At 54.7% G+C, this 14,999-nt stretch carries 13 protein-coding genes; 5 read left to right on the top strand and 8 right to left on the bottom strand.

Going from position 1 to position 14,999, the window contains the following annotated elements; all coding sequences use genetic code 11:
• Nucleotides 1-33: 33 nt before the first annotated feature.
• On the bottom strand, nucleotides 34-1,005 hold the full coding sequence (locus G523_RS0107715; protein WP_022694469.1) for a hypothetical protein: 972 nt from the start codon (nucleotides 1,003-1,005) through the stop codon (nucleotides 34-36).
• Between the two features lie 189 nt (nucleotides 1,006-1,194).
• On the opposite strand from G523_RS0107715, the gene G523_RS0107710 reads away from it, so the two are divergent.
• Together G523_RS0107710 and G523_RS0107705 are read left to right on the top strand one after the other, a co-directional pair.
• A complete protein-coding gene (locus G523_RS0107710) occupies nucleotides 1,195-2,097 on the top strand; it encodes a hypothetical protein (RefSeq protein WP_022694468.1) in 903 nt (300 codons plus the stop codon).
• A 43-nt stretch (nucleotides 2,098-2,140) separates the two neighbouring features.
• Nucleotides 2,141-3,040: a hypothetical protein gene (locus G523_RS0107705; protein WP_022694467.1), complete on the top strand. Its 900-nt coding sequence runs from the start codon at nucleotides 2,141-2,143 to the stop codon at nucleotides 3,038-3,040.
• Nucleotides 3,041-3,114: 74 nt separating this feature from the next.
• On the opposite strand, the gene G523_RS21160 is transcribed toward G523_RS0107705, so the two are convergent.
• The gene (locus tag G523_RS21160) at nucleotides 3,115-3,459 is read right to left on the bottom strand and encodes a hypothetical protein (protein ID WP_022694466.1); all 345 of its coding nucleotides are present in this window, start codon (nucleotides 3,457-3,459) and stop codon (nucleotides 3,115-3,117) included.
• Nucleotides 3,460-3,471: 12 nt separating this feature from the next.
• Nucleotides 3,472-5,004, bottom strand: coding sequence for a DUF4331 domain-containing protein (locus G523_RS0107695; protein WP_022694465.1), 1,533 nt, complete (start codon nucleotides 5,002-5,004; stop codon nucleotides 3,472-3,474).
• Between the two features lie 143 nt (nucleotides 5,005-5,147).
• Between G523_RS0107695 and G523_RS0107690 the strand changes: the two genes are divergently transcribed.
• Entirely contained in the window at nucleotides 5,148-5,948 is an 801-nt protein-coding gene (locus G523_RS0107690; protein WP_081648736.1) for a DUF4198 domain-containing protein, read from the top strand.
• Between the two features lie 6 nt (nucleotides 5,949-5,954).
• On the opposite strand, the gene G523_RS0107685 is transcribed toward G523_RS0107690, so the two are convergent.
• Nucleotides 5,955-6,605, bottom strand: a complete 651-nt coding sequence (locus tag G523_RS0107685; protein WP_022694463.1) for a glutathione S-transferase — start codon at nucleotides 6,603-6,605, stop codon at nucleotides 5,955-5,957.
• Nucleotides 6,605-7,591 carry an oxygen-dependent tRNA uridine(34) hydroxylase TrhO gene (gene trhO, locus G523_RS18530; RefSeq protein WP_022694462.1) on the bottom strand — a complete coding sequence of 329 codons (987 nt, stop codon included), beginning with the start codon at nucleotides 7,589-7,591 and terminating at the stop codon, nucleotides 6,605-6,607. Before trhO ends, G523_RS0107685 begins: the two co-directional genes overlap by 1 nt.
• Before the next feature lie 184 nt (nucleotides 7,592-7,775).
• Between trhO and G523_RS0107675 the strand changes: the two genes are divergently transcribed.
• On the top strand, nucleotides 7,776-9,020 hold the full coding sequence (locus tag G523_RS0107675; RefSeq protein ID WP_022694461.1) for a multidrug effflux MFS transporter: 1,245 nt from the start codon (nucleotides 7,776-7,778) through the stop codon (nucleotides 9,018-9,020).
• 63 nt (nucleotides 9,021-9,083) lie between these two features.
• On the opposite strand, the gene G523_RS0107670 is transcribed toward G523_RS0107675, so the two are convergent.
• A complete protein-coding gene (locus G523_RS0107670) occupies nucleotides 9,084-11,072 on the bottom strand; it encodes a protein meaA (protein ID WP_022694460.1) in 1,989 nt (662 codons plus the stop codon).
• A gap of 275 nt (nucleotides 11,073-11,347) precedes the next feature.
• Between G523_RS0107670 and ccrA the strand changes: the two genes are divergently transcribed.
• Nucleotides 11,348-12,625, top strand: a complete 1,278-nt coding sequence (gene ccrA / locus G523_RS0107665; RefSeq protein WP_022694459.1) for a crotonyl-CoA carboxylase/reductase — start codon at nucleotides 11,348-11,350, stop codon at nucleotides 12,623-12,625.
• Nucleotides 12,626-12,709: 84 nt separating this feature from the next.
• On the opposite strand, the gene G523_RS0107660 is transcribed toward ccrA, so the two are convergent.
• Nucleotides 12,710-13,504 (bottom strand): division plane positioning ATPase MipZ, encoded by a 795-nt coding sequence (locus G523_RS0107660; RefSeq protein WP_022694458.1) that lies wholly within the window; start codon nucleotides 13,502-13,504, stop codon nucleotides 12,710-12,712.
• Between the two features lie 328 nt (nucleotides 13,505-13,832).
• Nucleotides 13,833-14,969 (bottom strand): acyl-CoA dehydrogenase family protein, encoded by a 1,137-nt coding sequence (locus tag G523_RS0107655; RefSeq protein WP_027441545.1) that lies wholly within the window; start codon nucleotides 14,967-14,969, stop codon nucleotides 13,833-13,835.
• Nucleotides 14,970-14,999: the final 30 nt, after the last annotated feature.

Raw genomic sequence — 14,999 nt, 5'->3', positions numbered from 1 at the left:
AAAGCCCGCTTTCGAGCGGGCTTTTTTATTAGCTCAGAGCGCGCTGAACATGCGCTCGAAATACTCATCCGCTTTGAAATTGCGTCGCTTGCACTCCGCGCGGATCGTCTCGATATCCTGTTTCAGGCGGGACATATCCGGATAGAGCGATCCTTCTATGCCTTCATGACGCGGGATGAGATCGAGGCCGTATCTCTTCTTTAGTGTGATGCGATCATTCTTCGCCAGAAATGCAGCGCGCTTCACGACAGACTGATCGACTTCAATTTTGCCTTTAAAGGTCGGGTCGAGATGCACCATCGCCGAAATCTCGTTCGCGATGGAAAGGGATTCCGACTTAGTGATGAAACAATTCAAAAGACGCTTAGTAAACAATAGATTGCCCGCAACGCTCTGGTTAAAAGCGAAATCGTCATTCTCGAATACGCTCTCAAGCCCCGGCTGCACAATGCTGGCAAGGTCAGCTACCACATCGCCATTTTTTAGTGTGCGGCGGTCATACTGGCGGACAATGACATTCTTCCTGCCAAACACTTTGGCCCAGCGGTCGACCAGCTCTGTAAAGCTGATGAAAAAAGCATCCACAAATTCCGGCAGGTCCATCGCGGTATTCCGGGACTGCACTGCCTGCTGGTACCAGGAAATCATATAGGTCGCGTGTTCGCGCAGATAGACGACAACCTTGGTCCGCTTTTTCGGCAAAAGGTTAGCGACACAATCCGGGTTCGGAATAGTGTGAAAGTTCTCACTGGAGAGGACGCAGGTATCGTACTCTCGTATCTCCCGCACGAAATAATCCCGCCAGGCTGGCTCCATACCAAGTTCATCGGCGCGCCTGCCTCGCAACACGCGCGACAAATGGTGGTGTGCTGGGGTTTCTGGTTCAAGACCTGTCAGCGGGTATATGACACCTCGTTCTTTCAATGCCTCACGGTTTTCAAAAAAGGCGCGCTGAATACTCGATGTGCCTGTCTTGTTGGTGCCGATATGCAAGACAAATTGCATTGCCTGAAACCCCTGAGAAACCGCTCAAATCATCCTGTCAAAGACCATGGATGATCCGCCCGCACTTGTCGACAGCCTGCCCGAAAGGCCAAGAGTTTCAACGAAACAAACACTACTCAAGCGCGAGTATAGCCTTGTGCCTCCACTCAAACGTCGATTTAATCAAAACGGGATGATGAGGGCAGTTTGATGGAAAAATTCAGCTTCAGCTCGGCGCTGATGCATTTCCGGAATTCACAAGGGCCGTCCGGCTTTGTGTGGAAATGGCTGCTGGCTTATGTTCTGGTTTTGGGCCTGGCGAATGCCATCGCCGCCATGCTCTCGCTTTACGCGTCTTATCAGGCTTATGAAGCCGCCGCGCAGGGCGACTTTCGCTACATCCGCCCATTTTCGAATATCTGGCTTTCAGTCCTGCCTATACCGTTCTTTGTCACGATTTGGGCGATGTTCGAAGCCTCTGCGCTTCGCTGGTACATCCGACGAGAGGGCTTTTCCCTTCGCTTCAGCAAAGACGAATTCAGACTGCTCGGCGTTTTTCTCTGCTGGGCAGGCATCATCTTTCTCTGCGCCTTCGCAGCATTACTTTTCCTAATGATGTTCGGCAACGCAATCGTTGCAAGCATGAGCCGGAACGCCACCACAAACCTTATCATTACGTCGCTGTTGGCACTGCCGTTTGTTGGCCTTGCGATTTACGTTGCGATATCCTTTATGACGGCTTCGGCGCTCACCATCCGTGAAAACAAAGTCCTCTTCATTTCGTCAAAAAGAATAGTGTCTGGTAAGTTCTGGCGCCTCCTCGCTGCAGCATTGGTTGTTACATTGCCGTTCTACGCTCTGGATGTGATTGTCGATCTTTTTGTCGTCCCCGTAATCCTGCAACTTACAAACACTCCGCCGCAGGACTGGTCTCTATATGATCCGACCAATGCGTTTAAGACCGATCTGATCACAGCTGTGATCACTGTAGGCGTTTTCGTCCTGACCGCGCCCATCCTCCAACTCATCATGCTTGGCATTACGTCTAAGGCAGCTCTCTCCGATCCAGACTGGGTCGGCCAGACAGACACCGTCGCCGAAACCTTCGACTAATCATCTCATCGCCTGTTTCAACTCGCTCCAAGGGGAACAACTCATGGAAAAATTCACTTTCAGCTCCGCGCTGATGCATTTTCAGAATACTAAAGGCCCGGGCAGCTTTGTCTGGAAATGGCTTCTTACGGCGTTCATTGCCATGACACTTCTTTTCGGTGGCAGCATGTTCATGATGTTCGATATGATGGCAAGCTTCGGTATCACGGCGCCCGGCCAGACGGTTCCAGTATCCAACGAGGAAGCGTTTGCGTTCATAGGCAGAATGTTCGGCACAATGGCGATCCTCGTGCCTCTTACAGTGGTCATGATGGCCGTGCTCGAAGCATCCGCCCTTCGCCGGTATATCCGCAATGAGGCATTCTCAATTCGCTTCGGCAAAGACGAGCTGCGCGTGATCGGCGTCTACCTCCGGTGGATACTCATGGGTCTGTTGGCTATGATCGTCATGGCGATTGTCGTTTTTATCTTTGGCGTACTTGTCATGATCGTCGCCGCTGGATTCCCCATGGCAGCACCCTTTCTGGCCCTAATTTTCAATTTGGCGGCCTATCTTGGCCTCCTGGCGCTAGCAGTACAATTTGCGCCAGCTTCTGCCGTGACGATACGGGACAACAAAATCACTTTCTTTGAAGCTGAAGCCGTCACAAAAGGTCGTTTCTGGCCATTATTCGGGGCGTTTCTAATTCCAATCGTAGCCTATTATGTTTTGTCCCTCGTGCTGCAACTCCTTCTAATGATGCCGGTCATGACGAGCATGGCGACGCAGAATGACACGAGCTTCACACCAACATTGTTTGCCATGATGGGTTTATCCACCGTGATCAGCGGAAACGCATTCGCGTTTATTATGCTCGTAAACCTCGGCATCACGTCACGGGCAGCGATTACGGATGAGAACTGGTCCGGTCGCGGCGGTGTGGTCGCGGAGACGTTTGAGTAAACTTCCGCGGCAACATGCATAATAAAGCCCCGGCCACATGGTCGGGGCTTTTCATTTTCAAGTGGTACATCCGCCTATGGATTTTCGATGTCGATCGGATCCACAGTCGCCGTCAGCTCAGCAACATCATTCTGCTGCGGGTCATAAGGCGTGCCGAAAGGCGGTTCGGTAAAGGCCATGTTGAACCCGCCTCCAAGCTGTGAGGCCGCCTGGCTCGCCGGTACCGGCGGCGGCGGAGGTGGAGGTGGTGGCGGAGGCGGCGGAGGCGGTGGCGGCGACGGCGTGGGTGTCGGCGTCGGAAATGGACCACCATTGTTATTATCCCCACCGCCACCGGAACATGCCGCCAGCGAAAGCCCTAAAAAGCCAACCAACAGGGCCGTCCGCGAAACCTCCAGAAGTGATTTTGAATGTCTCATAATGTGCTCCTGTTATCCTGTGGCCCCCGGAATCGGGTCATTCAGATACGGGAAGCTGTCCGGTAGCTCGCTCGCGCTGATTGGCGCACCGTCCGTGAATGGAACATTGCCAACTGGCGCATCTTCAGGGGCACAAAGACCGAGGTCTGTCTCTACACCCTGAATTGGCACCGGATAGCAAAGCGCGCCCATGACTACGCGAAGTGCGATATCGACCGTGTCATCGCCAGGACGGCGTCCATTCGGGAAGCCCGCCAGATCGTCACCAGCCACGCCAAACGTGCTCTGTTGATCACGCGGTGTCGGCGCGATGCCTAGGTTGAGACGCATCATTTCTGACGCGGTCACATCTGCTGGCTGGTTAAGCCCGTCAATGCCGGTCAGGAAGGCCGCGACAAGGTCGTTACGCGGATAGTTTTGCGGCGCAAGATTCTCAATATTCGTACCGAGCGAGGAGTTCACCGCATCACGGAAGAGAATATCTAGCAGAGCTGGCAGCGTCGGGTTCGTGACATAAGTTGCCAGCGCTGAGTCCTGCGTCGGCTCTGCTGCGTTGAACAAATCCTTATCCGGCAGGCCGATGACGACCTCGTTCACCAGAGGCGCTGAGAGGCGCGACTGCTGTACATAGGCGCCGCCGTAAACAGATGTCTGCTCATAGGTCGGGGATGGATCTTCGATTTCCGCCTGTGGCAGGCTGGCTGTCGTCCATGCACCAATAATGTCGTCGCCGTCATCATTGAGGCAGTCGATCGGCAGTTCGATCGCCAGTGATGTGACGTTCGCGCGGCCTACTAGGTCATCATTCGCACGATCCTGCGTGATACCGCCCGGGAACGTGTCGCCGTTCTCGTTAAGCGGCACATCGCCATCAATTGGCACGAGATTCACAAGGTCAAAGATTTCACCGAGATTCACCGCAAACGCTTCTGCGCGCTGGCCAACGAAGACTTGGCCTTGCGCGGAACACCCTGGAATGGACAGCGGATAGATGAACTGGTCGGCATAGCCCGGATAATCCGGAATGGTTTTCGTGCCGGAATTGTCAAACGGCTTGTCGAACGTACCAAGCGAAACACGCTCTCCAGTGCGGCGATCGCCCGTGATCATGTAGAGCTCATAGCTCTCGCTCTCATTGAGATTTCCGGATGAAGACGGGTCACCAATTGCGCGCAGCGGCACAGGAACGGTCTCGCCGCCAATATTGAGCGCGATGCCGCCACTGTTCAGTGAGTTATCAAAATCGAACTGGAATGTGAGGTCCTCAACGGCATCCGCATCCGTATCGATGTGAATTTCATAAAGGGCATCAGGGTCCATAGTGAAATAGTTCGGACCGCCATATGGCAGCTGAAGCGGCTGATAATTCGCAATGAAAGTAACGTAGTTTTCGCGGCCCGGCTCGTAACTACGGAACATGTAGAAGTCAGTGCCGTCGACCTTGGGCTGTTCGGTAATACCGGGCGCTTCGCGGTGGCTGGAGGCGTAAGCAGATAGCCCCGTCGCCATAGCTGCACCCGCTATGAGTAATGCTTTTAGTCCCATCTGAAACTCCCTGATTATAATAGACGAGACTTGGGTTACGCAGCGGCATCGAAAAATTGTGCACTTTTTTCGGAACTTTTTTGCACCACTCTAAAAAACCGCGCCGTAACTGTTGTGTATTCTGAACAAAGAGAGGAACGACCATGCTAGGAAAAACAGCTCTGGCTTCAGCCTGCCTCGCCCTTGCCGCCCTGCCCGTATGTGCACACGACGCATGGATGGAAGCAGACCGCAGCGACACTGGCGTCACCGTGAGCTTCTTCTCCGGGCATGCTGACGACCTGGCCTCTTACAATATGCATCCGGCGCGTCTGGTTTCCATGACGCTGGAATCTGCGAGCATGCGCCGCTCACTTCTGACGGAAGCAGCAGATTTGCAGCCGGGCGACACGCTCCAGCTCGATATGTCCCCGGATGAAGCTCACATGCTTACGCTCACAACATTCCGCGCAAGTAGTCGGCTGGATGCCGAGACGTTTCTGGAATACGCCGCAGAGGAAGGTATTTCACCCATACTGCGCCACAGGGCGTCCAGCGGAGACCTGAACCGCCCCGGCACAGAAGTTTATTCCCGCTTCATGAAAGCGCTTGTCCTGCCGGAAGGTGAGGCAGCTTGTGAAACAGGCTTTATCAGCCAGCCGGTCGGCCATGTGCTGGAAATCATCCCGCTCGAAAGCCCGTCAGAGGGGTGCTCCGAGACACTGTCCTTCCAGCTTCTCTATCTGGGTGAACCACTTGAAGGGGGCACGCTGCATATCAACCGCAGGGACACGATAACCGAGCCGGTCAAAATCACGACTGATGAAAACGGTATGGTCAACTTCGACCGCCCGCCGGAAGGTGACTGGTATCTTCACGCAGCGTGGGCCATGCCCGTATCAGAACGTGCTTTTGGCGCCGACTATGCGACAAGCTTTGCCAGCCTTAGCTTCGCGCTGGATTAGGAACAGCTAGAGGGCAGCCGGAAACAGCTCGCCCTCGCCGCCTTCCCACCGGGGATACTTTTCCATGACGCTGGCAAAGCGGTCGCTTTCCATGAAGTCGTGCACCCATTTGATGAGCGCAGGCAGAGGCAGATTATCAAACCAGTCTTTGTCCGGAATGCGGAACTGGCGCACAAACGGGGCGATGGCGGCATCCACAAAAGTGAATGCCGGCGCCATCAGATAGCCGGTGTCGGCCAGACGGGCATCAAGGTCTTCCAGAATTTTGAGCCCTTCAGCGCGATGCTCACTCGCATCCACATCTTCATAGCGGCTGGCATATTTATACCGGTCGAGATGATGTTTGAACGGGCCATCATTGCGCGCAATCAGGAAGTCGGACGCTTCGCGATCAGCTTCAAACGGCGCCAGCCAGCCTTGGGGGTCAGCCTCTGCGAGTGCCCATCTAGCCACATCGAGGCTTTCATCGATCACGCTGCCATCCGGAAAAATAAGAACAGGCACCGTGCCTTTGGGCGATGCCTCCAGCATATGCTCGGGCTTGTGCTTCAAGTGGATTTCCCGCAGCTCGACCTGCGTGCCGGAAGACTGGATCGCAAGGCGCGCACGCATGGCATAAGGGCATCGGCGGAAGCTGTAGAGAACGGGTACGGGCATTACCCCTCCCCGTTTTCCTGCATGTCTTCGGCTTCGCGGTGTTCGCGCAGAAGGTCCGGACGTGCCTCTGGCCCCATACCCGCTTCACCGCGCTTTTTGGCCAGCTCCAGCTGGAGCTGGCGCTGGCGGAACCGCTCGCGATCATTCTCCGTGAACTTGTCGATACAATAGTCGCAGGAGACGCCCGGCACATAGTTCTCGGACGTCTGACCTTCAGGGCTGACGCCCCGGCCGCACGCATGGCAGCTGACATATTCGCCCAGCTCAAGGCCGTGCTTAATGCCGACCCGTTCGTCAAAAACGAAGCATTCGCCCTGCCAGAGGCTTTCCTCCTGAGGCACATCTTCAAGATACTTCAGGATGCCACCCTTGAGGTGATACACCTCGTCATGGCCCATTTCTTTCAGATAGGCTGTCGCCTTCTCACACCGAATACCGCCAGTACAGAACATGGCGATCTTCTTGGCGTTGCGCTCACCCGGCTTGCCGACATGCTGGTCCACCCAGCCTGGAAACTCGCGGAAGGTGCGTGTTTCAGGGTCCACTGCGCCTTTAAACGTACCCATGTCGAACTCAAAAGAGTTACGCGTATCAATGACCAGCGTTTCAGGGTCCGCAATCAGCTTGTTCCAGTCTTTCGGATCGACATAGGTGCCAACAGTGCGGTTCGGGTCGATGCCCGGCACGCCCATGCGCACAATCTCTTCCTTCAGGCGGACTTTCATACGTTTAAACGGTTTGGCCTGCGCGTGGGAGTATTTCACCTCCAGCGTGCCAATAGCAGAAATGGCTTCCAGATAGTCGATCATCTCGCGCATGCCCGTTTCGGTCGGGCCGGCGATTGTGCCGTTAATGCCTTCGCTCGCGATCAGAAGAGAGCCGCAAATCTCGCGCGCATTCGCGAAATCACGGATTTTCTCCTGCCAGCTTTCAAAGTCCGGAAAGGCAGTAAATTTATAAAGGGCAGCAACTGTATATGTGGTCATGGGGCCAGATACAGCAAAATGCCCCTCTCTATCAATTGGTCTCGGGCAGCTCGAAGAATTTTTCCGTCAGGCGAGCTTCGGCCAGAAATTTCTCGCACCGTTTCGACGTTGGTGAGAATAACTCATCGAAACAGTCAAAATTTGACCGTTTCCTTTCTAGCAAAAAGGGAGTAACGGACCCAGAATGACTACGACGTCCGCCCCCCCGACCGGCAAGAATATCTCAACACCAGAATTCGTTGCAATGACCGCCTATCTCATGGCGCTCAATGCGCTCGCGATTGATGTCATGCTGCCAGCCATGTCCGAAATCGGCCGTGCTCTCAACGCACCAACGGAAAACGACGCCCAGCTGATCGTTGTGATCTATATGCTGGGCTTTGGCACATCACAGCTGCTCTGGGGGCCGATCACGGACAGGTTTGGCCGGAAAGGCGTTCTGAACCTTGTGTTGATTGGGTATGTTCTTGCGAGCCTTGGGTGCACGCTGGCGCATAATTTCGAAACGCTTCTGATATGGCGGTTTGTCCTCGGCGTCGCAGCCGGAGGCACGCGTGTGATCGCGGTGAGCGTTGTACGGGACCTTTATGTAGGCCGCGGCATGGCGCGGATCATGTCACTGGTCATGACCGTCTTCATGGTGGTGCCAATTCTGGCCCCTCTCATCGGACAGACCGTTCTGAACGTCTTCCATATCTGGCAGAGCACATTCGGTATTCTGGCGATTGGCGGCGCGATTATGCTCGTCTGGTCGCACTTCCGAATGCCAGAGACCCGTCCGCCCGAAAAACGCACCAGCATCGCGCCGAAAGCCATTTTTGAAGCCTATGCCACCGTATTTAAAACCCGCCTTGCGCTCGGCTATATGCTGGCAAGCGGCGTGATCTTTGGTGCGCTATTTGCCTTCATCTCCTCATCAGAGCAAATCTTCAACGACATCTTCCAGACGCCGGAAACATTCGTCTTCTGGTTTGCGGGTATTGCCGCAGCCATGAGCGTCGCGAATTTCACCAACTCCCGCATTGTCGAAAAGTTCGGCCAGCGCGTAATCTCTCATGCGGCGATGATCGGTTTCACATTCTTCAGCGTCGTTCTGCTGATCGTGACACACGTGTTCGGCCCGAACCTCTATGTGTTCATGTTCTTCTTTGCACTGGTCTTCATGAATTTCGGCTTTATGGGCCCGAATTTCAATTCCATGGCGATGGAGCCATTGGGCCGGATTGCGGGCACGGCCTCTGCACTGCTGGGCTTTGCGTCGACAACAATGGCAGCCAGCATTGGCGGCTTTATTGCCCGCCAGTATGACGGCACTCTTATCCCTGTTCTGATGGGCTATGTAGGCCTTGGTGTCGTCAGTCTGATCATCGTGTTCGTGACCGAGAAGGGCAAGCTGTTCGGCCATGGTCAGGACGAGGCAGCCGAGTGAACACAAAAAAGGCGGACGATCGAACGACCATCCGCCTTAATCGTTTTTTGTTGCTGCTGTCAGCTACACAGTTTCTGACGCGCTCTTCTCAACCGTGGCGACGATGTCTGCCATGATCTCGTTTAACTTATAGTCTTTCGGCGTATAGACGCGCGCGACGCCGACCTGCTTCAGAACCAGTTCGTCTTCAGGCGGAATGATACCACCGACAACGAGCGGTACATGGCCAATGCCAGCTTCACGCATTTTAGCGGCTACATCGCGCACCAGCTCGACGTGAGATCCGGAAAGGATTGAGAGACCAACCACGTGAGCCTTCTCTTCAACTGCCTGCGCGACAATCTCTTCCGGTGTAAAGCGGATGCCGTCATAGCGAACATTCATGCCCACCTGACGCGCTTTTGAAGCGATCTGCTCTGCGCCGTTTGAGTGTCCATCAAGACCCGGCTTACCCAGAACATATGTCAGCGTGCTGCCCAGCACTTCAGAGACGCGCTCGACCTCGGCCTTGATCTCGGCCTCTCTGGATTCCGGATCGGAAGCGATTACGAGAGACACACCTGTCGGGCCGCGATACTGGTCGAAGACTTCACGCAGAACGCCGCCCCACTCACCAGTTGTGACGCCAGCTTTCGCCGCGACAATGCTCGGCTCCATCATGTTACGGCCTTCAACCGCCGCAGAGCGCAGGCCTTCCAGCGCCGCATCAACTGCTTTGGCATCACGCGCCGCGCGCCACGCTTTCAGCTTGGCAACGGTTTCAGCCTCAAGCATAGGGTCGACTTTCTGGATGGATTTCTCGCCAGCAGAGAGCGGGCTTTCTTCCGTTTCCTTGTAAGCGTTGACGCCAACGACCATGTGGTCGCCCGTTTCGATACCGGCAACACGCTGGCGCTGGCTCTCAACGAGCTGGGCTTTCATATACTCAACCGAATCGACAGCGCCGCCGGCAGCGTCGATTTTGGCGAGTTCCGCGCGGGCTTTTTCTTTCAGTTCGTTCGTCTTCGCTTCGACGACATGAGATCCGTCGAACAGGTCTTCAAATTCGAGCAGATCTGTTTCGTATGCGAGGATTTGCTGCAGGCGCAGAGACCATTGCTGGTCCCATGGACGCGGCAGGCCCATCGCTTCGTTCCAGGCTGGCAGCTGAAGCGCACGGCAGCGGGCACGCTTGGACAGTGTGACAGCCAACGCCTCGATCAGGATACGATAGACGTTGTTTTCCGGCTGCGGCTCAGTAAGGCCGAGCGAGTTCACCTGAACACCATAACGGAAGAGGAGCGATTTCGGATTTGTCACGCCATAGCGTTCACGACCGATCTCTTCCCACATGTCGACGAATGCACGCATTTTGCAAAGCTCGGTGACGAACTTCACACCAGCATTCACAAAGAAGGAGATACGTCCAAAGACGATTTCGAAGTCTTCGTCAGGAACCTGACCACCTTCTTTCGTCGCGTCGAGGACGGCGCACGCTGTTGCAAGCGCGTAAGCAAGCTCCTGCTCAGGCGTCGCACCCGCTTCCTGAAGGTGGTAGGAACACACATTCAGCGGGTTCCACTTCGGAGTCTCTGTGTAGCACCAGCTGACCATATCTGCGATGAGGCGCATGCTCGGCTTTGGCGGGAAGACATAAGTACCGCGCGAGAGATATTCTTTGATGATGTCGTTCTGCGTCGTACCACGCAGCGCTTTGCGATCTGCGCCCTGCTCGTCTGCCAGCGCTACATAAAGGGCAAGCATCCACGCTGCAGGTGCGTTGATCGTCATCGAGGTGTTCATCTCGGCGACTGGAATTTCGTCAAACAGGGTGCGCATATCGCCCAGATGGCCAATTGGCACGCCCACTTTGCCCACTTCACCACGTGAGAGCACATGGTCTGCGTCATAAGCAGTCTGCGTTGGCAGGTCGAAGGCAATTGAAAGACCGGTCTGACCTTTTGCAAGGTTTCTCCGGTACAGCGCATTGGACTCTGCGGCTGTTGAATGGCCCGCATAAGTGCGGAAAATCCACGGCCTGTCGGCCGCGTGCTGGTAAGGCGTCTCAGTCATTTTCGTTTTCTCCCGGCGCCAGATAAACCCGAGTTAGTGTGCAATGCAACACAAACGACGCGCAGAAGAGGCGAGACATTTCGTCAGACTACGAAATATTTCCCCCTTCAGGCGCATGTTTCTTCGGTTTCGCGCAACACTTACCCAGAAACTATATTGCGGCGCAGCAAAAATACTTGACTCTTCATTTCCAGCGGTCAGGTTAGCGGCCTCGATGTCCGCACGTACAACAAAATCACGGCGGATATATTCTAACCGTTCTTGGGGAGAACTGCATGTCTTTAGCCAATCAGGCTCGCGAGCAAAAAGATATTTACGACGTTGGTGAGATTCCACCGGAGTTCCACGTCCCAAAATTCATGCACGCATGGTCCATTCGCCGTGAGCGCCATGGTCGTCCGAATCAAGCAATGCAGCTTGAGCAGGTTCCAGTGCCAGAAATCGATTCCGATGAAGTTCTGGTTCTCGTTATGGCCGCTGGTGTAAACTATAACGGTGTTTGGGCCGGTCTTGGTGAGCCAATTTCACCGTTCGACGTACACAAAGCTGACTTCCACGTAGCTGGTTCCGACGCATCAGGCATTGTCTGGGCTGTTGGCCGCAAGGTAACGCGTGTAAAGCCAGGCGACGAAGTTGTTATCCACTGTAACCAGGATGACGGCGACGACGAGGAATGTAATGGCGGCGACCCTATGTTTTCGCCAAGCCAGCGCATCTGGGGTTATGAAACTCCGGACGGTTCCTTCGCTCAATTCTGCCGCGTTCAGGCGCGCCAGTGTATGCCACGTCCGAAGCACCTCACATGGGAAGAGAGCGCGTGTTACACGCTGACGCTCGCAACCGCATACCGCATGCTGTTTGGCCACCGTCCGCACGTTCTGCGTCCGGGTGAGCACGTCCTCGTCTGGGGCGCGTCCGGTGGTCTCGGTTCGTTTGCGACACAGCTTTGCGCCGTTACCGGTGCACACGCAATCGGCGTCGTGTCAGACGAGTCGAAGCGCGACTTCGTGATGAGTATGGGCGCCAAAGCCGTACTCAACCGAAAAGACTTTAATTGCTGGGGTCAGCTGCCGACTGTGAACGGCCCTGAGTTCAATGATTATATGAAAGAGAGCCGCAAATTCGGTAAGGCGATCTGGGAAATCACGGGCAAAAAGGACGTCGACATGGTGTTCGAACACCCTGGCGAGTCCACAATGCCGGTTTCTGTTTTCGTCGTAAAACGTGGCGGTATGGTCGTGATTTGCGCCGGTACAACAGGCTTCAACCTGACCATGGACGCCCGCTTCCTCTGGATGCGTCAGAAACGTGTTCAGGGCTCCCACTTCGCGAACCTGAAACAGGCGTCGCAGGCGAACCAGCTTGTGATCGACCGCCGTATCGATCCGTGCATGTCCGAAGTCTTCCCATGGAGCGACATTCCGGAAGCACACGAGAAGATGCTCGATAACCAGCACCTTCCGGGCAATATGGCTGTTCTGGTTACATCTCCGAAACCGGGCCTTCGCTCTGTTGAAGATGTTCTTGAGAACGCGCCGGGCAAAGCGAGCTAAGGCTCGCTATCAGCCAACCAGAATCAAAGAAGGCCTGAGCAATGCTCAGGCCTTTTCTTGTACGGAGTATAAACCTTTTAAGCGTTACGCAATCGCGTAGTTCGCACGCTGGCCCGGCTGAAGGTTCAACTGACGGATAACCTGCGCTGCAAGGCGACGTGATTCCGTGCGTGCCGCCAGGAAGCTGCGCTGGATCGGTTCACCGGCAATATCGTCTACCGGCGTCACGCCTGTCTCCATCATGATGCGGTAGCCAACGCGGTCAACCAGACCTTCGAGCAGGTCGATATTGGACTCTTCGCAGAAATCGAGCAGCTGCTCGCGCACGCTTTCGCCAACTCGCGTAATCAGATGGGATTTGCGGTTCAGGCACATAAACCAGCCAAAGTCGGTTTTGTTCCGCTTTTGCGCGTGACGGCGAACAAGATCGATCAGCTGTGAGTAAGGGCGCGTCGCCTGCATGCTCGGGCCGTTTGTCGGCATGATCTGATAGAGATCAACAGGGCTCTCAGTAACCGTCGTGATGACAAGATCGGCAACTAGGTGAGCTGCAATGACTTCAGGCTTCCACACAGAAACCGTATCGATCAGCAGAACGTCATAGCCTTTACGCGCAGCTTCTTCAGCCTGATTGCGGAAACCCATTTGCCAGTCCTGAACGTCAGGGTGACCTCCAGATACGTGAAGATCAGCGACGTTAGGGCTGTTCAGGTCTGCAAATTCGCGCGCAGCCTCAAAGCGAGCCAGAGGTTTAGTAGACGTTTCAAGTTCGATAACACGGGTCTTCAATCCACGTTGAGTCAGGGCTGTCGCCAGCACTGCACACAAAGTTGTTTTCCCCGTACCACCCTTGAAGCTGCCAATTGTTACGATCTTCATGTCGTCTCCAGGTTCGTTTGGTGCGCCCCGAGCGCACGATTTAAACGAGTACCAGCAACAAAAATACCAAGCTGTAGAGTTAACGTATCATTGCGTTTTCAAGACTCGCAACAGCGCTCGCGCAAAAGGGGATATTCCAGAGAAGAATTTTTATAATTCACTGTTTTTGCTGCATTTTGCCTGCAAACAAAGCAGGCACTTCTTTCATTTCTGAATTAAAATCCAAAGAATCAAACAGATTCAAAAGGTTAAAAAAAAGGCCCGATTTTCATCGGGCCTTTCGCTTAATGCGAGAATTGGGACAGTCAGAGTCCCTTTTCAGGACAGTCTAGAAACCGAGAAGGCTCGCATAGCGTTCCTTATGGAAACCTTCACCCCCGAACATCGCCTCAACAACGCGCGCACGCTTGATGAAGAAACCTGCATCATGTTCGTCTGTCATGCCGATACCGCCATGCATCTGGATTGTCTCATTCGTGACGAGGTGTGCCAGATGAGAGGCTTTGGCTTTCGCAAGAGATGCCATCTGAGCAACATCATCACGGCCTTCATCGAGGGCCGCCAGAGCACCCGCCACACAAGAACGCGTCTGCTCGATTTCAGAGAACATGATCGCTGCACGGTGCTGCAGAGACTGGAAAGACCCAATCAGCTGACCGAACTGCTTACGCGTCTGCAAATATTCATGCGTCATTTCAAACGCCGCCACAGACAGGCCGAGCAGTTCAGCCGCCGCACCAATACGGCCACGGTCGAGAACAGCATCCAGAAGCGCAAAGCCGCCGCCAACTTCGCCCAGAACGTCTGCAGCCGGAACCACAACACCGTTCAGTTCAAGGTTCGCTGCACCATGATAATCAAGCGTGCTGAGCTCGCCGATTGTCAGGCCGTCCGTGTCACGTGGTACCATGAACAACGTGATGCCGTCTGTATCGCCCGCAGAACCGGATGTACGTGCTGCGATGATGAAGAGGTCGGCGAAATGACCGTTTGGCACAAACACTTTCTTACCGGTGAGCGTGTAGCCGCCACCTGCTGCTTCAGCCGTCATCGCAACATTGGCCGGCGCGTGGTGAGCATGCTCGTCCACAGCCAGAGCCGTTGTAATCTTACCTTCAGCGATCTTCGGCAGAACCGTAGACTTCTGTGCGTCTGTACCGCCAAGAACCAGTGCTGATACGCCGACCATAGCTGTCTGCAAAAGCGGAGAAGACGCCAGCGTGCGGCCCTGAGCTTCCAGTACCTGCCCCATGCCGACATAGCCAAATTCAGACCCACCGAATTCTTCCGGGACCAGAACGCCATACCAACCCATTTCGGCCATAGCGCCCCAGCTTTCAGGGTCTTTACCGTTTGCGCCCGCATTACGTTGCTTGCGGAAGTGTGTGAGTGAGAGCTGCTCGGACATGAAATCCTGAGCGGCTTCCTTGAGCATGTTCTGCTCTTCAGTAAGTACGAATGTCATTTTCGTTTCCTTGATAACAAACGCAGGTCG

This window comes from Ponticaulis koreensis DSM 19734 (genome assembly GCF_000420665.1).
GTDB lineage: Bacteria > Pseudomonadota > Alphaproteobacteria > Caulobacterales > Hyphomonadaceae > Ponticaulis > Ponticaulis koreensis.
The sequence above is the reverse complement of the archived record's forward strand: the minus strand, read 5'-3'. Positions and strand labels throughout refer to the sequence as shown.